The following is a 20,111-nucleotide window of genomic DNA, read 5'->3' on the forward strand; positions in this document are numbered from 1 at the left end:
TGACCTGCTGGCGCGAGAGGTCCTGGCGCAGGGTCTCGGCCGACCAGGGGACCCACAGCTCGGTGAAGTCCCCCAGCAGGGTGGGCTGTCGGCAGCGCTTGTAGTAGGAGGTCTGGACCCGGATGTAGCTCTCCGGGCTGCCCAGGGGGTAGTGCTTGGTATCCATGGCAGGCAGATAATCTATTTTCGCTTCCTGCCGTTGTTACTTGCCTTTTGCACGGCCTCCTGCCGGATCTCGGAGACGGTTTTCCGGCGTCCCTGCCGGACCCATTCCTCCAGCTCGCTCTTGCGGAAGTAGAGGCGCTTGCCCCGCTTGCTGAAAGGCACCTCCCGGCAGCTGACCTTGGTGTAGAGGGTGGCCACGGAGAGGTGGAGGAAGGCGGCGGCCTGGGAGACGTTGAGGAGCATCTCCTTTTCCACCAGGGGCTGTTGCTCGGTGAGGAGCCGCTCGATGCGGTTTATTTTCTCGTGCAGCAGGCTCAGGGCCTGGGGCAGTTGCTCGAAGGTGAAGTGTTCCATGGCAGCGTGTGTTTTTGTGGATGTTGCTGCAATGGTAGGGGCTTGTTTGGATAGGGTGCAAGAGGGTAGTCTCGCTTCCTGCCTGTTTCCTACGGGATGGTATAGTTTTTTTGGGTGCGCAGGACGGGAAAGACGGCGTAGGTGCCGTCGGCCTGTTTGCGCACGTCCAGGATAGGGGACTGGCAGGGCTTGGCATTGGAGGAGATGAGGGCGGCCAGGTACCCCTGCGGCAGGGTCCGTTGCTGCCTGCGGTAGACGTAGGCGAAGTGCCGGGAGATCCAGGTCTCCAGCTCCCCTTTGAGGCAGCCCACGAGCAGGTTGGATTCGTAGAGTTGCTTGAAGGCATCGGCCAGCTGGTTGCCGTTCCCGTGGAAGAGCAGGGGAGAGGTGACTCCCTGGTTTTCCAGCAGGAGGGGCAGGAGTTGCTGCTGGTCCTCGGGGCTGAAGTAGCCCTTGAGGATCTCGAAGAGCCTCTCCGCTACCCCGTCCACGAAGCGGGGGTAGGCTGCCACCGCTTTGGCAGGGACATCCGAAATCGGCTGTTCCGGGGCGGGAAGCAGCGTTTGCAGGTGCAGGAGGAGGCTGGCCAGCATCGTTTCGCGCAGCTTGACCGACTCGCTCAGGTCATCGACCAGCTCCTCCCGAACGGCTATGCCAGCATCAAGCGGCTGCAGGTTGTGCACCAGGAAAAGGCCTGGCAGCTGGAGCTGGTGCAGGTAAGCAACGGGGTAGGGTACCCCTAAGTCCAGCGCGTTGTTGTGAAAGTGAATCCAGAAGGTCCGGAAGCGTTTTTCGATGTCGTTGAGTTGGTGCAGGACGAGCTGCAGCTGCGGGGGCTGGAGGGGCAGCAGGTCCAGGGCGGCCCTTTGGGAGAGGAGCCGGAGCTTGCTCCTGAAGACAGCGGCCTCATCGTAGTGCGTCTCGTGCCGCAGGTCGTAGATAGCCACTTGCTTATAGCCCAATGGTTCCGCAGGCACATTCCGTCGGACCAGGCGGAGCTCGAAGGTCTGTAGGCGGGTCAGGAACTTCTTCAGGTGCTTCATGGTGTAGGCTTTTTCAGGGTGGCCATCTGTTCGTAACGTCCTGCAGCTACTCCTCCTTCCCGGCTTAGAAGTGAGAAATTCAGGATGTTCTCTTATCAACAAATTTTCTCTTCCTCCTCTTGTCAAGTACTTGGAATAGGACCAGCTGAGGGGAGAGGTGATTGTTTAACTGGTTAATATAAATATCAAAAATCGGAAGTGCAAGCTAAGGAATTACAGAAGGCCGTCGCGTATACGCTTTAGGTGGGAGCGGCGGCCTTCCGGAATTCCTTATTCTCAAAGGTTCAAATGTTTCGTTAAAGAAGACCTGCCGTGCCAGGTTAGCTTAGTGACTATAATGTTAATAGAGCAGGAATAGACGTTAGGCTTTATGCTCTATGATGGGCAATTTGAACGAAGGGAATTCTCCTGTCTGCCTCGTTTACCTTTCAGGTTAGCTTTTCACTAAACCCGTTGCAAAGCAATTACATGAAAATTGATTTTATAAAAGGCATTTTTAAAAAGCAAAATCTTTGTTTCCAGCATGTTTATTATCCCGGAAACTGTTTTCATTTAAACGAAGGATTAAATGAAAACTGTAGACTAATCTCCATTTTTCATTCTTGGATTCAAGATTTATTTCATATGGCATTAGGACCTATTAATAATCTACTTTCCACGATAAAATCTGAAAAGACACTATACCCTTTTTCAATCCTGCTAAGGTATTATATCTTTCTTTGTACATGCAAGGACTTGAAAAACAAACTTCAGCGGAGTTGGAAAACGATCCGGTATCGTCATGGATTTACTCAAAAACAAAAAGAGCAGGGAGCTTATACTCCCTGCTCTAACAAACGCGCTAAACAGTATTCTTATCTGAAGACGTAATCAATGTTTGGCAGCTGCGAAAGGACTGGCGACTCGAGGTCAAGCACTTTGGCTCTTCCGTCTATTTTGGGTGAAACGGTGCCCTTCATTTTCAGGTACTCTTCCATAACGTCGTGCACCGTATAGTCTAGTACTTTAGGATCCTTAGCGTTTGGCATGCGACACAGTACGTGGTCTGGCTCACCGGTTCTGCGGCAGGCAGCCATGGTATATACCTTCCTCAGGTCTAGAGGCTGCCCTCCCACTGTGATAGACTGCACACGCTCTCCTTTAGGGGCATTGGCATTGAAGGTCAGTTCCATACCTGAGAAGCGGATCACCCAGCCACCGAAGCGCTCCAGGGGCTTCTCGGCAAATACGTTGTGCAGTTCCTGCTCCATCCAGTTTTTAATCTGCTGGCCGGTAGCCTTACCTGTTTTCACGTTCTCGTTCACAGGCAGCATGTTCCAGATGTCGCTGTAGGTAATAGGCGCCTTGCCTGAGGCATCCGGTACGATCGGGGTGCCGAATCGGAAACCGTTCGAGATGGCAATGTCAGCACCTGTCTTCCAGCGAACTGCATCGGTAATCATATTGTCCAGTGCATTCTCTACCACCAGGTAACGGTAGAGCGGTTCCGTGGTATAGCCGAGTACCCGATCCATCTGCTTCTTGTAGGGGGCCATTTGCTCGTCCACAATTTTATGCACCACTGGGTCAGCAGGGTATTTCTCAGGGTCTACATCAATCAGTTCGTAGCGCCGGTCCACTATTTCCCCATCTTTAATCTCCAGGTCCAGGCGACCGACAAATGAACCGAATCCGCCCGGTTCTACTACCTGCGCATACTTGCGCCTCAGCGGCTGCCTTATTCTTTCATGGGTATCATTTCCCAATACAAAGTCTACCCCTTCAATCTCAGGCTGATCAGCCAGGTAGATTTGCTTGGAGATCCCCAAGTGCGTTACCTGAAACAGGATATCTACACCATTTTCTTCTTTCAGCTCCCTGATGAGCGGTTGCAGGTTATCCTCAAGACCTTTAAAAATGAGCCCTTTGCTGAATACCGGGTTCTGGCGCACCGGTACTTCCGGGTCATTATAGGAGATGAAGCCCAGTTTTACACCTTTCATTTCTTTGATGATATAAGGCGGGTAGAGCAGCTCAGAGCTGGCTTCGTCATAAATGTTGGCACACACCACCGGCTTGCCGTACGATTCCAGTATGCTGCGCATTTTCTGGCTGCCGAAGATCACCTCCCAGTTACCGGGAATCAGGAAATCATAATCCATCGCTTTGATGACAGGGGCAATGGCGTCTCCCTCCGACATGGCAGCCACGGCGCTTCCCTGTATCAGGTCGCCACCGTCCACAATCACAGTTCCTTCGGGGTTCTCTGCTTTCACCTGTTTGAAGAGCGTCTGGATGTTGGCCACACCACCACGCTCTTTGAATACAAACTCTCCGTTCTCTACGAACATTTCCTGGTGGGGCATCAACTGCCCGTGAATGTCTGCAGTCTGTAGGATGGTGATGGTTTCGACGCCGTCTTCGCTGCCCCGGTTCTCTTCCTGATGGGGTGTCTGGCAGGAGCTCATCCATAGACCTGCAAGCGGAAGAGCAGTAAGTATTGTCTTTTTAAATAGCTTAGTCATTTTCATGTCGTTAAGGTTGGATAACAAGGTATTCTTTCGCCTGTAGCTGGTATAACCGGATATAGCCGTTAGAGATCACACCGGCGGCTTTTGGTAGGTCTTTCTTATTTATGTTGTGCCTATCCAGTGCAATCTGGCAAACTGTTACGCTAAAGGCCCCATCTGATTTTTCCTGGATGAACTTTCCTGACTCCTGTTCCGCAGTAATGCTTTTTACCGCATTCCCGATGGCAACCACTTCGAAATGCTGTACCGGAACGCCAGAGTTTTTAAGTTGCTGGTAGGTCTCCCAGGCACCTTTTATGTGCCTGTCTTCTTTGGCTAAAAAGGCATAGGCTCGGTGGTGTTGCAGGTCAGCCTTTTCTGATGCGGTAAGCGGGGGGAGGCTTTGAGCAAGGCTTGTTCCACTAATCAGCCACATAAGCAAAAGCATCATGGCCGGAAGTGCGGATAGTTGGTTCGACTTCATAATATTTGAGTTGATTAGATAATAGTGTTGTATTGCGAAAAGCCTGCTGTATAGCATCACAATAGAATAATCAAGGATGTGGACGGTTACTACATGGCAAAGCATGGCTTGCAAAGTCCCTCGTTAATACAATTAGCAAAAAGGGAATAGCCTGCTACAGCGGTGAGTCCCCTGTGGGGGCGATGCAGTAGTCCAAAAATGAAGAATCAGCTAAGCCGGGGCGGGTCAGGCTCTAAAAATTTACTGAGAGAGTAGTAGACTACTTGGTTGAACCCGGATTTTTGGTATTCCAGGTATAGGGGCACAAACACAAATGTATCAGCGGCTGCCGTACTAATCAGCTTTACAGAGCAGTGGATTTCAACGGTTCCCTCTTGCTGCTCACTTTGTGAATCAGGCTTTTTCTGCAGCAGCTGTCTGACAGGGCTGCTTTTCTCAGCAGAGGCCACCAATTGCTTTTTGGCTTCTTTTCTAAGGCAAACCTTCTTTATAGACACGCCCGCATGTTCTCCCGGCACAAGGCTGACGGCTGTCAGCGCCGCGAGATGTACACATAACATCATAAGGGCCCATATGTGCAGGTAGTGTCTCAAGTACTTCTTTTCTAGGTGCAGAACGATTAGGTGTGTAGCTCTATTTCACAAAACAAGCAAAACTTCTACTGGCATACGGTGACTTTTGTCACACTGGCTCACTTCATAATGTCTGTACTTGCGAACAGTACAATAATGGAGGCTTAAAAATTCAATAAGAACTATGAGGTGCTGGATAAATACAATCGCCTTTGTGCTGCTCCTTGCCTTTGCCGGCTGTCAGCAGGGTACAGGAAATAGAAAGGTAAACTTGACAGCAACAGAAGTAAAGCAGCTGATCGAGGCTGAAGAGGACCTTGTGATACTGGATGTACGAACGCCATATGAGTTTCAGGAAGGCCATTTGGAGGGCGCTGTTAACATAGACTACACTTCTCCTGATTTTGAGCAGGAAATCGTAAGCTTGGATACAGCGGCCACCTATTTGCTTTACTGTAAATCGGGCAACAGAAGCGGCAGAGCAACCGCTGTCATGAAAAACAACGATTTCAATAACCTTTATAACGCAACGGCAGGGTTTGATGCGCTTAAAGCGGCAGGCATACAAACGAAATAAAACAAGCTATGGGTATTACAAGTAAAAGACTCACTCACCTTGGCGTTTTCTGGCTGGTGCTGCTGCTTATTGTGGTAACTGAGTTCATCAGTGCCCCAATCGCTTTGTTTACGGGTATACTTTTAGGTCTTACCTTCGGAAATCCTTATCCGGCAAAGCTTGGCAAAGTCACCAAGTACTCTCTTCAGGCTTCGGTTGTTGGCTTGGGCTTTGGCATTAACCTGTATCAGGTGGCTGAGACCGGCCTGAAAGGATTTCTCTATACTGGCTTGTCCCTGATAGTTACAATTGTGGTTGGGCTACTCCTGGCGAAGTTACTGGGAGTAGGGAAGAAGCTGAATCACCTTATATCGGCGGGTACTGCCATCTGTGGGGGTAGCGCCATTGCTGCTGTGGCCCCGGCTATCAAGGCGTCTGAAAAAGAAATATCGGTGGCGCTTGGCGTCGTGTTCATCTTGAATGCGATGGCCTTGTTTATCTTCCCTTTCATCGGAAATCAACTGCAACTGTCGCAAGAGCAGTTCGGGATATGGGCAGCCATTGCCATACACGACACCAGCTCTGTAGTTGGGGCCGCAACGCATTTCGGTGAAAAGGCCCTTGAAATAGCCACCACGCTTAAGCTCACCCGTGCCCTGTGGATACTGCCGATAGTGCTCATCACCGGGTTTCTATTCAAGTCTGAAGGAAAGGCAAGCTTCCCTAAGTTCATACTGTTCTTTTTGGTGGCATCCCTTTTCAGCACTTTCCTGAGTGGCCTGAGTGACGCGTATAGCTGGCTGACTATGCTGGCCAGAAAAGGTCTTATCATCAGCTTGTTCCTGACCGGTGCAGGCATAAGCCTGCCTTTACTCAGGACTATCAGTATCAAGCCGTTTATGCAAGGTGTGGCGCTTTGGCTGATCATAGCTTCAGGCTCTTTGCTGGCGGTTTACTACGTAGTTTAACAGGATAGTTGGATTATCTGAACCTGCGTAGTATATAAAATCGGATACTTTCTTTTTGCGGTTACACAGCTATGAGACTTAGTTGCGCAGCCGCAACCTGTTCTAGCTCGACCATGAAAAACGAAACTAAGCTTACCATTCTCCAGCTCAACGATACACATGCCTATCTTGAGCCTCACCAGGAAGTATTTCTGGAAAGTGGTTCTACAGTATATCGCATTGCTGGAGGGTTTGCCCGCATAGCAGGTTACCTGAAGCAGCTCCGTCAGGAGCAGCAGGATGCAGTACTGGCATTGGACTGCGGCGACACCTTTCATGGTACCTATCCGGCTGTTGCTTCTAAGGGCGAGGCCATGGTAGCTGTGCTGAATGAACTAGGGCTGGAAGCCATGACAGCCCATTGGGAATTTGCCTACGGCCCGGAGCAGTTCAGAAAGCTGGTTTCCAGTCTCAATTATCCCATGCTGGCTATCAATGTGTATGACAAATACGCCGATAAGCTGGTCTTCGAGCCTTACATGCTGAAAGAGATGAATGGTGTAAAAGTTGGTGTGATCGGCATAGCCTGTAACATCGTGGATAAAACCATGCCGCCCCATTTCAGCGAAGGCATCTATTTTACAATGGGGAATAAGGAGCTTCCGGACTACATTCAAAGGCTAAAGCAAGAAGGAAAGGTTGACCTGATTATCCTAATCTCACATCTGGGCTTTCCGCAGAATATGAACTTGCTTTCCGAGGTGGAAGGCGTAGAGATGTCTGCCTGAGCAGCCACACCCATTACCGTACCTCTAAAGCCGTTCGACAGAGGCAGACAATTGTGATGGAGTCCGGTTGCCTCGGTTCCTTTCTGGGCCGGCTGGATCTGACCCTTGAGAATGGCAGGATTACCGGATATAGTCATGAACTGGTAGAGGTTTCAGATTCACTCCCTGTTGATGCCAGGATGCAGGAGCTGGTACAGCAGGCTGTTCAGCCTTACAGGGAAGAATTTAGTCAGAAGGCAGGGGAGACGGCTACGATCCTTGATCGGAATAACATCCTGGAATCCACGATGGATAATTTCCTGCTTCAGAGTATGCTGCACGCTACAGGGGCAGAGCTGGCTTTCTCGAATGGTTGGCGTTATGGAGCGCCAATAATTGCCGGGCCTGTTACACTCAACGACCTCTACAATATCATCCCTATGAACCCACCTGTTCAAACAGTTCAACTAAAGGGAGAGGAGTTGCTGAACATGCTGGAAGAGAACCTGGAGAAAACCTTCTCGCCGGACCCTTATTCGCAACAGGGAGGGTACGTAAAGCGGTGCATGGGATTAAAGGCCTTCATCAAGATTGAAGCGCCAAAAGGCAACCGCATTCAGAAGCTTTTTGTGAACAGCCAGGAACTGGAGCTACAGCGGACCTATAACGCTGCTTTTGTAACGGAGCAGGGTGTGCCTCAAAAGTATGGAGTTAGCCGGGCTGATGCAGGAGTGAAGGCAATAGAGGCCATGAGGCAGGACCTGGAAAAGCATTCTCCCGTGAGCATAGCCCTATTGGGTACATTCACTGCAGTATGAAACTAAAGCAATCAAACCCTGTTAACTTATGAATTTAAATAAACAACTAGGCGGTCTGTTTCTTCTGGCCCCCATTCTGCTCGCCGGTGCCTGTACAAACCTAAACCAGGAAGCAACGGAGACAAGCGATATGACAGAAAAGAAGCAGAGGTCTCTTTACATCCTGCACACCAATGACATGCATGGCACCTACATGTCCTTCTATACCACAACTGGTAATGCGACAGCACAGACCGGCGACCCGGGGCGTGATACACTCATCACCTTTAACCAGGAGGCCAGGATAGGGGGCTTTGCTTACCTGGCTAGCGCGGTAAAAAAGGCACGAAGCGATAGAGGGGCCAATAGTGTGTTGCTGGTAGACGGCGGCGATACGTTCAGTGATGACCAGCTGGGAAACATCACGAAGGGAGAGGCCATGATCCGCCTGATGAATGCCTTGGACTACGACCTGATGGCGCTCGGCAACCACGACTTTGACTATGGGCTCCAGCGGACCCGCGAGCTGGCGCAACTGGCTAACTTCCCCATGCGTGCAGCCAATATCACGGATGATGCCACGCAGCAGCCTGTGTTCGGCGACCCCTACCTTGTGAAGGAGTTAAATGGGATAAAAGTGGCTGTTCTGACGCTTGGCTATCGCAACACACCCAAAACAGGCAACCCGGATAATGTGAAGGGACTGAGTTTTCATGTAGGGCAGGAGGTGGCGCAAAAGTATGTGCCGGAACTGCGTCAGAAAGCGGACATCGTGGTGGTGCTCTCGCATGAAGGAACGGCTGTAGATTACAAAATGGCCCGCGAAGTCGAAGGTATAGACCTCATCATCGGGGCCCATAGCCACGACATACTGGAGCCGCGGAAGAAAATCGGTAAGACCTATGTGGTGCAGGCGATGTCTGACGCAGCTGTTCTGGGTGAAACAGAGCTGCTCATCGCAGACAATGAACTGGTCGATGTGAAAACGCATTACCACTGGCTTTGGAATGACCGGTTACAGCCAGACCGTGAGGCACAGGCACTCATAGATGAACTGCGCGAGCCATACCTGAGCAGGCTGCAGGAAAAAGTGGTGGAAAGCAAAGACGTGATTGGAAGGCAGTACAAGTCCGAAAGCCCATTCGACAGGCTGGTGGGTAATCTATTGTTGGAAGGGTATACAGGTGATGTAGCCATCATGCCGGGAGTGGGCTACGGTATCTCTATCAAAGCAGGCCCTGTGACAAGTGAAGACGTCTATAAGCTGTTGCCACACCCCTCCAGGATTGTAACCCTGACCATGACGGGTAAGCAACTAAAGCAAACACTGGAGCAGTCAGCTGAGAACCTGAAGCCTGACAACAAGTTGGGAGCCGTCGGGGGACTTATACAGACAACTGGTATGCGCTACGAATTGGACCTGGGCAGACCAATTGGACAGCGTATCACCAATGTCATCATCAAAAACAGGCCTGTAAATGACACCCAGAATTATAGGGTGGTAACACATAATGGCCTGCTTACCGGGCTGCATAACTACGATGAAATAGGCAGGGGGCAAAACATTAACAGAACCGAGCAACTACTTACTGACTTCATACTGCAGAAGCTAAAGGAAATGAAAGAAGTTGCCATGCCTGCCAATATGGGTGAGGTAACCATAAAGCGCTAAGTATAATTGTATATATAAGAAAGCCCCGTGGTTTAGTGACCACAGGGCTTTCTTTTGCCACCTATATGCGGTAGTTGCTTAAAACTTAATGTAGCTCCAGCCTTCTTCCTGCCTGGTCACGATTTCACCGATTCCCATGGGTACGGTAGGCACGTTAGGCAGCAGCTGATTCTTTTCAACTTTAAATCTCTTCATGGTGTTTTCGCAGGCGGCAAACACTACCCCTATGGCCTGCAGCTCTTTTATGGCGTTGGCTTGCGTTGAATTACTGTTAACCAACAGGTTGATTGCATTGCCGTGTACCACCACCTCGATTTGTGCCTCCGGCCAGCCGCGTTTGATGTTGTTTAACTGCCGCATCAAACCGGCGTGCATCGTCGTGTCTGCTACCTTTAAGTCGTAAATAATTTTGTGCTGCGTAGTTTGCTCAGTCTCTTCTGGGTACTTTGCCTGAGCATAGGAAAGCGGCGCTAAAAACGCTACAAACAAAACCATTGGAACTAGTTTCAATTTCATGGTTTTAAGTTGCAAGTTAAACATGATCTGGTGGACTGAGATTGTGAAGCAAGTGCAATACAAAGCTTCATCCGGCCCGAGGCGATCAATTCAGATGAAGCTCCGAATCATTATTCTGAAGCCAGTCTCTGAAGAAACGCTACTACCTCCGGGGTGTTGTAGTCGGCCATGCCTTCCTGCTTTGCCACAATCTTCCCATCCGGCGCGATGATGAAGGTGGTTGGAATAGCGTTGGAATGGAACTCCTGTGGGAACTGGCTGGCCGGCATGTACACCGGGAAAGTATAGCCTTTCCTGTCGATGAACTTCTTCACTTTATCCACCCCGCCTTCGTCTACTGACAGCAACACAAAAGCGATTTTGTCGGAGCCCACTTTCTCGTACAGTTTCTGGATGTTGGGCATCTCGGCGATGCAGGGTGGGCACCAGGTGGCCCAGATATTCAGGAATACCACCTTTCCCTTCAGGCTCTCAAAACGGACTTGCTTGCCTTGCATGTCTACCATCTTTAAGCCAGCGCCGGCCATTTCTGAATTGGCCATTGCCGCCGCATCCACTACTGCTGTAGCATCAGGGTTCCGTAGAGATTCCGGTACATCTGCATTTTTGATGCCTGTGGCCAGCAGCACACGCTGCACCTGCCCAATGGCTTCCGTGTGCAGGCCAGTTAAGTACAGCACCCCAAAAATGGCTAGCATCACAGCCCAGCCTGGTATCTCATATATAGAAAATTTCTGCTTCCTCATAAGGTTGATTTTTGTAATGAAGCTAAGGTAAATGAATCTTTTTAGCTGGTCTGTGACTAAAGTTCCACAGTAGTATATCCTTGTTGCTTCAGGTCAAACATATAGGTAAGGCCATTAGGCGTGACTTCTACACCATCAACCAAATCTGCAGCAGGTATCTTAAATTGCTGTAACGACATACCACATAGCATGTAGGTAACCCCGGCAGCTCTGCCTTTCTCTATCTCTGCAGCCATGGCACCGTCTCTTCTGAAGGCCTCCACGGACTTTCCGCAGGCCATTACCACAAACGATTCGCGGTTATACTTGCTGGATTTGGTAATTGTCTCGGCTGTGTTAACCGCCGCCTTCAGGTGGTTTGGCTGACTGATGAGCACGGCATACTTGGTAAATGCCCTGGCTGTGGCCTCTTGTGTAGTATGCCGTGCACTGGTTGTGGCGCAGGAACCGAGCAGTACCAGGAAGCCGACAGCCAATACTGCTGCATAGCTGCCATTGCGCATTGGAGCCAGGCTTGCTTTCTTTTTCTGCTTCAGCACCTGGTCCAGTCCATAGTGCCTGGCACCATTCACAATGAAGAAGATGAGCATGCCGATAAGTGCCACGTTCTTGAACAATGGTCCATAGTCGCCGCTGCCTACCTGTACGGTCAGTGTGATTGGAACCAGGATAGCCAGCAATCCGGCAGAAGCCAACCTTGTTTTAAAGCCAGCCAGCAGCATAAAGCCACCTATTAGCAGGCCTATACCTGAAAGTATGATCAGTGTTTCTGCCGGTGCTATCCAGGTGGCCAGGTGCGCGAAGGGCGCCTTTTCTAATCTGGCAGCTGCACCAGCTGTTTTCACAAGGTGGCTTATACCAGCCACAATAAAGATCAGGCTGCCCAAGCTGCGCAGTACCAGAAATGATATTTGTTGTTTTGGAGTAGTTTCCATAAAATTCGATTTTCTTAAAATACGTTATTTGATAAAGTCTAAGCATACCTATAGCAACTCGCCTGTTGGGCAAGTACAGGTATGAAGGCACCAGCTGTAACTGCAACCAGTTAAGCTCTTGCCTCCATTGTACAAATTGTATTTAAAGAAAGCCGGGGTGGCTCAGGGTCGTACTCGAGTACAGGAGAAAGGTATTTCCGGATGTGTGGAAGTATAAAATCTCGATTGGCTGTAAAAGAGATAAAAGGCTCTGAATGCTGCTCATTTACGACAGCATAAACCTGCTGGCTACAATCGGAGGCTATACCTGTGTCGTTGTTTTGCTGCTTGGAGTGGGTCTGGTGTTTCAGGCATTTTTTGGCGCATACCTTTTTACCAAGGCGCTTACCGTATTTACAGCCTTGTTTCAGCTCTGGCTGCTGCGCGGAGCTGCGCATACCGCTGCTCTTCGGAATTACGAAGAGCAATAGCGTAAGACATGCAAATAACAGCAGGTAGTATTTCATGTATTTTTATGCGCTATAGTATCTGTTTGAAAAGGAACGTATATAGAAGCCATAGTTGCTTAAACTTACCTTAAGGACTTACGATTAGGTAGCTTTAACAAAGTTAGTGCTACATTTTTTACTATGCCACAGCAGCTTTTTGGTGCAGCACATCCTGTACTCTGACAGCAGTCCAGCGCCGACGGTAAGTACAGCAGTTCCAAGTATAACAGCATTCAGCCCGAAAAGGTCGCCAAACACGCCAGCGGCAACGGCACCAGCAACGTAACCAAAATCGCGCCAGAACCGGAAAATGCCCAGACTCTGTGGTCGTTGGCTCGGGTGTGTGTTCTCGGCCACCACCGACAGGAAATTTGGATATACCAAGGCCGTGCCAGCACCAAGTATAACAAGCGCAGCCACCAGAACAGGATAGGAGCCGGCAAATAAGAGTAAGCCTATCGCCACTCCCTGTACCATCATGCCCATACTCAGTAATTGCTTTTTGCAAAGCACATCGCCAAGCTTGCCGGTTACCAGTTGGCCCAGTCCCCACACTACCGGGTAAATACCGGCGAGAAAACCTGTTTCGGTCAGGGAGTATCCTTTGGTACTTAACAGCACCGGCAGCAGCCCCCACAGGATACCGTCGTTCAGGTTATTGACAAAACCATTTAAGGTTACAGAACCTAAGTTGCCGTGGCGCCAGGTAGTGTCTTTCCAGATGTTGTGCAGCAGCGGTATATTGGTGTGCTTAGTCTCAGTTTGCACATGACTGGTCGTGTCACGCACCAGGAATACTGTCAGCAGCAACCCAATAATCGAGAAAGCAATACCCGGAATAAAAGCATATGTTACTTCGCCGGTTGTGGAAGCGATGTAGCCGGCCAGAAACGCCACCAGCCCAACCGCCAGGTAACCCGCGAACTCATTGATGCCCATGGCCAGGCCACGGTTCTTTTCTCCTACCAGGTCAATCTTCATCACCACAGTGGCCGACCATGCTAAGCCTTGGTTGATGCCCAGGAGCAGGTTGGCAAAGATCACCCACCACCAGGCATCGGCATACAGCAGCAGCCAGGGAACGGGCAGGGCAAACAGCCAACCGATCAGCAGCAGCTGTCGGCGCGTGTACCTCGTGGCCAGCCTGCCCATTGCCAGGTTAGCGACTGACTTGGCCAGACCGAAAGCCACAATAAACGAAAGAAGCGCTGTGTGCCCGTTGATACTGAACACTGATTCGGCGAATTCCGGAATCACGGAACGCTCCAGTCCTACCATAGCGCCCACAAAGCCGTTTACGAGCACCAGCAGCCAGAACTGCTTTGCGTTCTCCCGTAAACCGAGTTTTGTTCCTGTGGGTTGTGCCATGTTGCTTTTATTCTTTTGCCTTACTGCCTTTACACGGTAGAAGGCCACCGGCACTTACGCCGGCGACTTTCAAGTCATACTCTACTTTTTAGCCAAACCTTTTAATGCGGTAATCTGTCTTTTATAGCTCCGTACAGGTAAGTGCCGGCAATGGCACCAACTACCGCTATCAATATCGCCCAGTACTGGTACCCGATGTTTACGAACATGGGGCCCGGGCAAGCCCCAGTCAGCGCCCAGCCTAACCCGAAGATGGTGCCTCCGATCAGGTAACGCGGCACGGACATTTCCTTCGGCGTGAAAATGATCGGGTTGCCTTGGTCGTCACGCAGCTTGTATTTTTTGATAATGTAGGTAATAATCACACCCAGTATAACTGCCGTCCCGATAATACCATACATATGGAACGATTGGAAGCGGAACATCTCCTGGATACGGAACCACGAGATAGCTTCCGATTTACTCATCACGACACCGAAGATCAATCCGGCAATTATAAATTTCAGTCCTCTCACGGTAATAAATTTTTTTTGGTTAATAATAGCTGTATAGAAGCCGCTCTCTTTAGAAGATCAATGGTAACAGGATCCAGGTAGTGGCCAGACCACCGATAAAGAAGCCGATAACGGCGATAAGCGATGGCAACTGCAGGTTAGACAACCCGCTGATGGCGTGACCTGATGTACAGCCGCCTGCATAACGAGCCCCAAATCCGATGGCAAACCCGCCCAGCAGCAGGATCAGGAAGCCTTTGAGCGTGAAGGCTGCCTCCAGGCTAAAGATCTCTTCCGGCTGAATGCCATCCGGAGCTGAAATACCAAGGGCGCTCAGGTCCTGGATCGTTGCCTGGGATATCTGCACGGCCTCGCCGTTTGACAAAAACTCAGCAGCGATGAAGCCGCCGGTGACGGCACCTACCAGAAACAGCAGGTTCCAGGTCTGGGCGCGCCAGTCAAAATCGAAGAATTTGACATTTCTACCCGCACCGCAGGCTGAGCAGATAGTGCGCAGGTTGGCTGACACACCAAATGATTTCCCGAAGAACAGCAGCAGTACCATGACAAAGGCAATGACAATACCCGATGTGTACCACGGCCACGGTTGACTCAAAAATTCTAACATTTCTTACTCGTTTAGTTTGAGTTTGGAAGATAGGGCTGGGCTGGAACAGATAGCAGCCCAGCCTATTTTTATACTTTATTCCCTTGGCCAGGCACCGCTGCCGCCTGCCAGGTTATAGGCTTTGAATCCTTCTTTGCTCATCATATCGCAGGCTGATCCGCTGCGGCTGCCGCTGCGGCAGAACAGGAAATACTCCTTGTCTTTGTCCATGGTCTTCAGCGCCTGCTGAAACTGGGAAGATGTCACGTCCAGGTTTTTAGCGCCTTTGATAGAACCTCCGGCAAACTCACCGGCCGTTCTCACATCCAGCAGCGCTGCTTTTGGAGCGTTCTGATACCTGGCTCTAAAGTTATTTCCGTCCAGGTTATCGTAGTTTTTTGGTTTTGATCCGAATATGTTGAACATAGCTCTTATTCTTCTTAGATGATTACTGTTTTTCCATTACAGTACAAAGGTCGGTATAATAGCAGCCTGTGTCTGTGACTTTGGTCACGCAAGGAATTTTCATTAAAAAATCAGGTGTTTGCCCGCCTTTATACATGCTTAAGCAAGAACCGGGGTAAGCTTTTGCAAACCCCGGCCAATACTAAACATCTAAACTAAAACAAATTATGATTTCAATGTGGAAGGGCAGACGAAAGCCGTTTTAGGAACACTTGTCGCTGCAATAGCCTTGAAGCCACCCTCTACATTCACTAGATTCTCAAATCCTCTCGCTTTCAGAATGGAAGCTGCGATCATGGAGCGGTAGCCTCCGGCGCAGTGCAGGAACATGGTTTCTTCTTTCGGCAGCTCTGCCAAGTACTCGTTCAGGTAATCAAGCGGAGCGCTTTGGGCTGTCTCCACGTGCTCGGCCTGGAACTCGCCCGGTTTGCGCACGTCCACCACCTTGATGGCATTGTCCTGCTCAAAATGATTAGCGAAGGCTTCTGCTGAAATAGAAGTGATGGTATCTACTTCTTTGCCGCCCGCCTTCCAGGCATCCAAGCCGCCATTTAGGTAGCCGATCGTATAGTCGTAGCCTACGCGGGCCAGCCTCGTCACTACCTCCTCCTCACGGCCCTCGTCCGTCACCAGCAGTATCTGCTGCTTGATGTCCGGAATCAAGGTGCCTACCCAGGGAGCAAAGTTGCCATCGATGCCTATGTTGATCGAGTTAGGAATAAAACCGGCTGCAAATGTCTCCGGGCTGCGCGTATCCAGCACCAAGGCACCTTTTTCATTTGCTGCCGCCTCAAAAGCTTCCGGTGATAAGGCCTGCAGGCCTTGTTCCAGTACACTTTCAATGTTGTCGTAGCCTTCCTTGTTCATCTTCACGTTCAGCGGAAAATAACTTGGCGGCGGTGTGAGGCCATCTGTCACTTCTTTGATGAATTCATCCTTGGTCATGTCGGCACGAAGGGCGTAGTTCGTTTTTTTCTGGTTGCCCAGCGTATCGCTTGTCTCCTTGCTCATGTTCTTACCACAAGCGGATCCCGCCCCGTGTGCCGGGAAAATGATTACATCCTCTGCAAAGGTCATAATCTTGTTGCGCAGCGAGTCGTACAGGTGCCCGGCCAGTTGTTCTTGTGTCAGGTCAGATTTTGCGGCCAGGTCCGGACGTCCCACATCTCCTATGAACAACGTATCACCCGAGAACAATGCATAATCTTTACCGTCCTCATCTATGAGCAGATAAGTGGTGGACTCCATGGTATGCCCCGGCGTATGCAGCACTTTTATTCTTACATCACCCACCTTCAGCTCCTCACCATCTTTTGCAATGTAAGCGTCATAGGTCGTCTTGGCATTCGGCCCGAAGACAATGGTGGCGCCGGAAGCCTTAGCCAAATCCACGTGGCCAGATACGAAGTCGGCGTGGAAGTGCGTCTCCAGCACGTACTTTATATGGGCATTGTCTTTCTCTGCCTTTTCCAGGTATGGTCTAACCTCGCGCAGCGGGTCAATGATAGCGGCCTCGCCGTTGCTCTCGATATAGTAAGCGCCTTGTGCTAGGCAACCGGTATAGATCTGTTCTACTTTCATGGTAGCTGATATTTTTAGTTTTCGGTTTTTTAGTTTCTAAGTTTATTGTCACCCCCTTTAACCTTGATGACATTACAAATTTCGGAATAAGAGCAGCCTGTGTCTGTGACTTATATCACGCTACTATGCTTAGGCGAAAAATATCTCTTTGATGATAATATAGATGCCCATAATCAGCACGAACCATCCAAAAGAGATCTTCAATTTTTCGGCATGCACCTTAGTGGAAAGGAAGGTCCCGATGAAAATACCTGCAATGGAGATGATGGAGAATATAGCCAGAAACAGCCAGTCGATCTCGTAGTTATAGATGTCGCCGAGGAAGCCGAAGAGCGACTTGACCGCGATGATCAGCAGGGAGGTCCCCACCGCCATTTTCATGTCCAGCTTGCTGAAGAGCACCAGCGCCGGGATGATCAGAAAACCGCCGCCTGCCCCTACCAGTCCGGTAAGCGTACCGACCACCAACCCTTCGGCCAGGATGCCGCCATAGTTGAACGTTGGCTTTGGGTGCTTTTCAGCTGGGTCTATGCGCTCCACGTCCAGTTCTGTGTCCATATTCTCGTTTACCGTATCAGCTGGTTCTGCCGGTGCCTCTTTTTTGTTTTTGATCATGGAGATGGAGGCAAATACCATCAGGCCGGCAAACAGGAGCATCAGGAGCACCCCCTTGGTAACGATAAAGTCACCTACCGAGAAGATGTTCTCCGGGATGGCCGGCACGATGTAACGGCGTGTGGCATACACGGCTACAATAGATGGAAGGCCAAACACCACAGCCGTTTTAAGGCTCACCAAGCCTTTCTTATAGAACTTCCAGGAGCCAACCAGACTGGTCAGGCCCACGATAAAAAGGGAATAGGCCGTAGAGAGGATCGGGTTCAGGCCGATTAAGTAGACCAGTACCGGTACGGTAAGTATAGAGCCGCCGCCGCCAATCAGGCCCAGTGAAAGACCAATTAGCATCGCTGCAATGTATCCGAGTATTTCCATTTCCTATGTTGCTTTAAGTTAATGCTACAAAGGTATGGCAAGCTAAAAGCCCCCTCAGTGACTGTTGTCACAAAGAAGGGAACGCTTAAAAAATATTTAAATAGAAAGGCGGCTTGTTCCTTTCCAAGCCGCCTTTCTTATTTTTGCCCTTCTGTTTATACCAGGTCCAAATCATGCACCTCGATGTAGTTTCGGTGGAGTGTGACCGCTCCAGTTTGCTCTAGTTTTTTCAATAGCCTGGAGATCACTTCTCTGGAGCTGCTGAGCTCATGGGCAATTTGCTGGTGAGACAGTTTTACTTCCTTCCCGCTTACTTTTAAATGGCGCTTCAGGTAAAAAATCAGCCTTTCGTCTAATCCTTTGAACGCTATGCTATCCAGCGTTTGCAATAGTTCTTCAAACCGCTGCCGGTAAGAGGCAATCACGAAGTTGTGCCAGCTTTTATATTTGGCAAGCCATAGTTCTGAAAGGTGTGATGGTATTAGAATGATATCTGACTCATCCACCGCTTTCACCCTAATCTGGCTCTGTTCATCACGGGCGGTACACATCATGGAAAGCGCACAGGCATTCCCCGGTTCCAGGTAGTACATCAGGAATTCATTGCCTTCTTCATCCTCGCGGTAAACTTTCAGCAGACCTTTAGAAAGCAGCACAGTAGACTTGATGTACTGGCCGGTACGCAGGGCCTCTTCACCTTCTTCCAGTCTTTTGATGGTGCTTTGCGCCAGTATCTCATCCAGCAGGGGCTGCTCTAACTGCGAGAACTTTTGAAGGAGGTCATTTTTATTTTTGCTTTCCATATACTTTCTCTGTACGTTATTTTAAGTAGTAGGTCCGGTAGTACCTTTTATATCCTGTTTATTCTGAGGAACGCTGCAGCCTGAAGGTCCACAACAACCTGAGTTAGTAATAGCCTGAAATAACAGTACAAGGGAGAGAGCACCTACCAGCAGGTCACTTGTCGCTACAGCCTGTACCAGCAGTGCTATTCCCAGCACCAGGCGTATCCAGCGGGCCAGATGCCAGCCTGTGAGGTGTTGATACTTTAATATCTTTATCATGCCTTCTCAGAAAAGCTTAGTGTCGCATCCTGTTCCTGCTCAGTAGCAGTTTCAGACTCCAGCGAAGCAAGGTAGCGTTCCGCATCCAGGGCGGCCATACAGCCTGAACCAGCTGCTGTTACTGCCTGGCGGTACGTAAAGTCCTGCACGTCGCCACAGGCGAAGACGCCGTCTATATTCGTTTTGGATGTTCCCGCTATCGTACGGATATAGCCGTTTCCATCCAGGTTCAGGTAATCGGCAAAAATGTCGGAGTTAGGTTTATGGCCAATGGCTACAAAGAACCCTTTCACTGCTATTGCAAGTGTTTCGTTTGTGATCGTGTTCTTCACTCTAACGCCTTCCACCGTCTGATGGCCCAATATCTCGTCTGTCACTGTGTTCCAAAGGATCTCAATGTTCTGGGTTTTCTTTACCCGCTCCTGCATGATGGTAGAAGCACGCATCTCATCCCGGCGCACGATCATGTATACCTTGTTTGCCAGGTTAGCCAGATAAGTTGCTTCTTCGGCTGCCGTATCGCCGGCACCAACTATAGCCACATCCTGCCCGCGGTAGAAGAAGCCATCGCACACGGCACAAGCCGATACTCCACTACCGTTCAGGCGCGCTTCCGATTCCAGCCCCAGCCATTTAGCAGACGCACCTGTCGAGATGATAACAGCTTCGGCTTCTATTAGCTTTTGGTCGTCTATCATTACTCTGTGCGGCTTGGAAGAGAAATCCACAGCGGTGGCGATGCCGTAGCGCACATCGGTGCCAAAGCGCTCTGCCTGGCGTTTGAAGTCTTCCATCATCTGCGGGCCATTGATGCCATCCGGGTAGCCGGGGTAGTTCTCCACATCGTTTGTGATGGTGAGCTGGCCTCCGGGCTGCAAGCCCTGGTACAGCACCGGATTCAATCCTGCCCTGGACGCATAAATGGCAGCTGTGTAGCCTGCCGGACCGGAACCAATGATCAACACTTTTACCTTTTCTGTTTCCATGTTTATTTCGTACTGTTGCAAG

At 50.1% G+C, this 20,111-nt stretch carries 25 protein-coding genes; 7 read left to right on the forward strand and 18 right to left on the reverse strand.

What is annotated here, in order from left to right:
• Nucleotides 1-180 precede the first annotated feature (180 nt).
• Nucleotides 181-519: a helix-turn-helix domain-containing protein gene (locus FVR03_RS11565; protein WP_147921913.1), complete on the reverse strand. Its 339-nt coding sequence runs from the start codon at nt 517-519 to the stop codon at nt 181-183.
• An 89-nt stretch (nt 520-608) separates the two neighbouring features.
• Nucleotides 609-1,112 carry a hypothetical protein gene (locus FVR03_RS11570; RefSeq protein ID WP_147921914.1) on the reverse strand — a complete coding sequence of 168 codons (504 nt, stop codon included), beginning with the start codon at nt 1,110-1,112 and terminating at the stop codon, nt 609-611.
• Here FVR03_RS11570 and FVR03_RS24390 point away from each other — a divergent pair.
• Entirely contained in the window at nt 1,089-1,262 is a 174-nt protein-coding gene (locus FVR03_RS24390; protein WP_187270133.1) for a hypothetical protein, read from the forward strand. The genes FVR03_RS11570 and FVR03_RS24390 overlap by 24 nt on opposite strands.
• A 15-nt stretch (nt 1,263-1,277) precedes the next feature.
• Nucleotides 1,278-1,532 (forward strand): hypothetical protein, encoded by a 255-nt coding sequence (locus FVR03_RS11575; protein WP_147921915.1) that lies wholly within the window; start codon nt 1,278-1,280, stop codon nt 1,530-1,532.
• 884 nt (nt 1,533-2,416) lie between these two features.
• Here the strand turns inward: FVR03_RS11575 and FVR03_RS11580 are convergent.
• From FVR03_RS11580 to FVR03_RS11590, 3 genes are all read right to left on the reverse strand, one after another.
• Nucleotides 2,417-4,066 (reverse strand): bifunctional metallophosphatase/5'-nucleotidase, encoded by a 1,650-nt coding sequence (locus FVR03_RS11580; RefSeq protein WP_255474182.1) that lies wholly within the window; start codon nt 4,064-4,066, stop codon nt 2,417-2,419.
• A gap of 10 nt (nt 4,067-4,076) precedes the next feature.
• Nucleotides 4,077-4,535, reverse strand: a complete 459-nt coding sequence (locus FVR03_RS11585) for a DsrE family protein (protein ID WP_187270134.1) — start codon at nt 4,533-4,535, stop codon at nt 4,077-4,079.
• Nucleotides 4,536-4,741: 206 nt separating this feature from the next.
• Nucleotides 4,742-5,128: a hypothetical protein gene (locus FVR03_RS11590; protein ID WP_147921918.1), complete on the reverse strand. Its 387-nt coding sequence runs from the start codon at nt 5,126-5,128 to the stop codon at nt 4,742-4,744.
• A gap of 163 nt (nt 5,129-5,291) precedes the next feature.
• On the opposite strand from FVR03_RS11590, the gene FVR03_RS11595 reads away from it, so the two are divergent.
• The 5 genes from FVR03_RS11595 to FVR03_RS11610 all read left to right on the forward strand — a co-directional run bounded on the left by FVR03_RS11595 (nt 5,292) and on the right by FVR03_RS11610 (nt 9,846).
• The gene (locus FVR03_RS11595; RefSeq protein WP_147921919.1) at nt 5,292-5,684 is read left to right on the forward strand and encodes a rhodanese-like domain-containing protein; all 393 of its coding nucleotides are present in this window, start codon (nt 5,292-5,294) and stop codon (nt 5,682-5,684) included.
• A gap of 8 nt (nt 5,685-5,692) precedes the next feature.
• Complete coding sequence (locus tag FVR03_RS11600) at nt 5,693-6,631, forward strand: YeiH family protein (protein ID WP_147921920.1); 939 nt, start codon at nt 5,693-5,695, stop codon at nt 6,629-6,631.
• A 113-nt stretch (nt 6,632-6,744) separates the two neighbouring features.
• The gene (locus FVR03_RS24725; RefSeq protein WP_222707215.1) at nt 6,745-7,398 is read left to right on the forward strand and encodes a metallophosphoesterase family protein; all 654 of its coding nucleotides are present in this window, start codon (nt 6,745-6,747) and stop codon (nt 7,396-7,398) included.
• A 56-nt stretch (nt 7,399-7,454) separates the two neighbouring features.
• Nucleotides 7,455-8,195 (forward strand): 5'-nucleotidase C-terminal domain-containing protein, encoded by a 741-nt coding sequence (locus FVR03_RS24730; RefSeq protein WP_222707216.1) that lies wholly within the window; start codon nt 7,455-7,457, stop codon nt 8,193-8,195.
• 28 nt (nt 8,196-8,223) lie between these two features.
• Nucleotides 8,224-9,846 carry a bifunctional metallophosphatase/5'-nucleotidase gene (locus tag FVR03_RS11610; protein WP_147921921.1) on the forward strand — a complete coding sequence of 541 codons (1,623 nt, stop codon included), beginning with the start codon at nt 8,224-8,226 and terminating at the stop codon, nt 9,844-9,846.
• A gap of 78 nt (nt 9,847-9,924) precedes the next feature.
• On the opposite strand, the gene FVR03_RS11615 is transcribed toward FVR03_RS11610, so the two are convergent.
• The 13 genes from FVR03_RS11615 to trxB all read right to left on the reverse strand — a co-directional run bounded on the left by FVR03_RS11615 (nt 9,925) and on the right by trxB (nt 20,089).
• Nucleotides 9,925-10,362, reverse strand: coding sequence for a DsrE family protein (locus tag FVR03_RS11615; protein WP_147921922.1), 438 nt, complete (start codon nt 10,360-10,362; stop codon nt 9,925-9,927).
• A 110-nt stretch (nt 10,363-10,472) separates the two neighbouring features.
• Nucleotides 10,473-11,108 carry a TlpA family protein disulfide reductase gene (locus tag FVR03_RS11620; protein WP_147921923.1) on the reverse strand — a complete coding sequence of 212 codons (636 nt, stop codon included), beginning with the start codon at nt 11,106-11,108 and terminating at the stop codon, nt 10,473-10,475.
• A 56-nt stretch (nt 11,109-11,164) separates the two neighbouring features.
• A complete protein-coding gene (locus FVR03_RS11625) occupies nt 11,165-12,043 on the reverse strand; it encodes a DoxX family membrane protein (RefSeq protein ID WP_147921924.1) in 879 nt (292 codons plus the stop codon).
• A gap of 110 nt (nt 12,044-12,153) precedes the next feature.
• Nucleotides 12,154-12,549 carry a hypothetical protein gene (locus tag FVR03_RS11630; protein WP_147921925.1) on the reverse strand — a complete coding sequence of 132 codons (396 nt, stop codon included), beginning with the start codon at nt 12,547-12,549 and terminating at the stop codon, nt 12,154-12,156.
• Between the two features lie 84 nt (nt 12,550-12,633).
• Entirely contained in the window at nt 12,634-13,899 is a 1,266-nt protein-coding gene (locus FVR03_RS11635) for an MFS transporter (RefSeq protein WP_147921926.1), read from the reverse strand.
• A gap of 101 nt (nt 13,900-14,000) precedes the next feature.
• On the reverse strand, nt 14,001-14,414 hold the full coding sequence (locus FVR03_RS11640) for a YeeE/YedE family protein (RefSeq protein WP_147921927.1): 414 nt from the start codon (nt 14,412-14,414) through the stop codon (nt 14,001-14,003).
• A gap of 49 nt (nt 14,415-14,463) precedes the next feature.
• Nucleotides 14,464-15,021: a YeeE/YedE family protein gene (locus tag FVR03_RS11645; protein WP_187270135.1), complete on the reverse strand. Its 558-nt coding sequence runs from the start codon at nt 15,019-15,021 to the stop codon at nt 14,464-14,466.
• A 75-nt stretch (nt 15,022-15,096) separates the two neighbouring features.
• Entirely contained in the window at nt 15,097-15,426 is a 330-nt protein-coding gene (locus FVR03_RS11650; protein WP_147921928.1) for a rhodanese-like domain-containing protein, read from the reverse strand.
• A gap of 204 nt (nt 15,427-15,630) precedes the next feature.
• A complete protein-coding gene (locus tag FVR03_RS11655; RefSeq protein ID WP_147921929.1) occupies nt 15,631-17,046 on the reverse strand; it encodes an MBL fold metallo-hydrolase in 1,416 nt (471 codons plus the stop codon).
• 129 nt (nt 17,047-17,175) lie between these two features.
• Nucleotides 17,176-18,039, reverse strand: a complete 864-nt coding sequence (locus tag FVR03_RS11660; protein WP_147921930.1) for a sulfite exporter TauE/SafE family protein — start codon at nt 18,037-18,039, stop codon at nt 17,176-17,178.
• Nucleotides 18,040-18,194: 155 nt separating this feature from the next.
• Nucleotides 18,195-18,842, reverse strand: a complete 648-nt coding sequence (locus FVR03_RS11665; RefSeq protein WP_147921931.1) for a Crp/Fnr family transcriptional regulator — start codon at nt 18,840-18,842, stop codon at nt 18,195-18,197.
• 21 nt (nt 18,843-18,863) lie between these two features.
• Nucleotides 18,864-19,103 (reverse strand): hypothetical protein, encoded by a 240-nt coding sequence (locus FVR03_RS11670; protein WP_147921932.1) that lies wholly within the window; start codon nt 19,101-19,103, stop codon nt 18,864-18,866.
• Nucleotides 19,100-20,089 carry a thioredoxin-disulfide reductase gene (trxB, locus tag FVR03_RS11675; protein ID WP_147921933.1) on the reverse strand — a complete coding sequence of 330 codons (990 nt, stop codon included), beginning with the start codon at nt 20,087-20,089 and terminating at the stop codon, nt 19,100-19,102. Before trxB ends, FVR03_RS11670 begins: the two co-directional genes overlap by 4 nt.
• Nucleotides 20,090-20,111: the final 22 nt, after the last annotated feature.

Origin of the sequence: Pontibacter qinzhouensis (assembly GCF_008017455.1) — a bacterium.
Lineage (GTDB): Bacteria > Bacteroidota > Bacteroidia > Cytophagales > Hymenobacteraceae > Pontibacter > Pontibacter qinzhouensis.

Excerpts from the sequence above, each read along its gene's own strand:
- FVR03_RS11630 (WP_147921925.1), bottom strand. The coding sequence starts at position 12,549 with ATGAAATACTACCTGCTGTTATTTGCATGTCTTACGCTATTGCTCTTC.
- FVR03_RS11625 (WP_147921924.1), bottom strand. The coding sequence starts at position 12,043 with ATGGAAACTACTCCAAAACAACAAATATCATTTCTGGTACTGCGCAGC.
- FVR03_RS11665 (WP_147921931.1), bottom strand. The coding sequence starts at position 18,842 with ATGGAAAGCAAAAATAAAAATGACCTCCTTCAAAAGTTCTCGCAGTTA.
- FVR03_RS11670 (WP_147921932.1), bottom strand. The coding sequence starts at position 19,103 with ATGATAAAGATATTAAAGTATCAACACCTCACAGGCTGGCATCTGGCC.
- FVR03_RS11635 (WP_147921926.1), bottom strand. The coding sequence starts at position 13,899 with ATGGCACAACCCACAGGAACAAAACTCGGTTTACGGGAGAACGCAAAG.
- FVR03_RS11655 (WP_147921929.1), bottom strand. The coding sequence starts at position 17,046 with ATGAAAGTAGAACAGATCTATACCGGTTGCCTAGCACAAGGCGCTTAC.
- FVR03_RS24725 (WP_222707215.1), top strand. The coding sequence starts at position 6,745 with ATGAAAAACGAAACTAAGCTTACCATTCTCCAGCTCAACGATACACAT.
- FVR03_RS11595 (WP_147921919.1), top strand. The coding sequence starts at position 5,292 with ATGAGGTGCTGGATAAATACAATCGCCTTTGTGCTGCTCCTTGCCTTT.
- FVR03_RS11580 (WP_255474182.1), bottom strand. The coding sequence starts at position 4,066 with ATGACTAAGCTATTTAAAAAGACAATACTTACTGCTCTTCCGCTTGCA.
- FVR03_RS11620 (WP_147921923.1), bottom strand. The coding sequence starts at position 11,108 with ATGAGGAAGCAGAAATTTTCTATATATGAGATACCAGGCTGGGCTGTG.
- trxB (WP_147921933.1), bottom strand. The coding sequence starts at position 20,089 with ATGGAAACAGAAAAGGTAAAAGTGTTGATCATTGGTTCCGGTCCGGCA.
- FVR03_RS11600 (WP_147921920.1), top strand. The coding sequence starts at position 5,693 with ATGGGTATTACAAGTAAAAGACTCACTCACCTTGGCGTTTTCTGGCTG.
- FVR03_RS11650 (WP_147921928.1), bottom strand. The coding sequence starts at position 15,426 with ATGTTCAACATATTCGGATCAAAACCAAAAAACTACGATAACCTGGAC.
- FVR03_RS11660 (WP_147921930.1), bottom strand. The coding sequence starts at position 18,039 with ATGGAAATACTCGGATACATTGCAGCGATGCTAATTGGTCTTTCACTG.
- FVR03_RS11610 (WP_147921921.1), top strand. The coding sequence starts at position 8,224 with ATGAATTTAAATAAACAACTAGGCGGTCTGTTTCTTCTGGCCCCCATT.
- FVR03_RS11645 (WP_187270135.1), bottom strand. The coding sequence starts at position 15,021 with ATGTTAGAATTTTTGAGTCAACCGTGGCCGTGGTACACATCGGGTATT.
- FVR03_RS24730 (WP_222707216.1), top strand. The coding sequence starts at position 7,455 with ATGGAGTCCGGTTGCCTCGGTTCCTTTCTGGGCCGGCTGGATCTGACC.
- FVR03_RS11570 (WP_147921914.1), bottom strand. The coding sequence starts at position 1,112 with ATGCTGGCCAGCCTCCTCCTGCACCTGCAAACGCTGCTTCCCGCCCCG.
- FVR03_RS11615 (WP_147921922.1), bottom strand. The coding sequence starts at position 10,362 with ATGAAATTGAAACTAGTTCCAATGGTTTTGTTTGTAGCGTTTTTAGCG.
- FVR03_RS11585 (WP_187270134.1), bottom strand. The coding sequence starts at position 4,535 with ATGAAGTCGAACCAACTATCCGCACTTCCGGCCATGATGCTTTTGCTT.
- FVR03_RS11565 (WP_147921913.1), bottom strand. The coding sequence starts at position 519 with ATGGAACACTTCACCTTCGAGCAACTGCCCCAGGCCCTGAGCCTGCTG.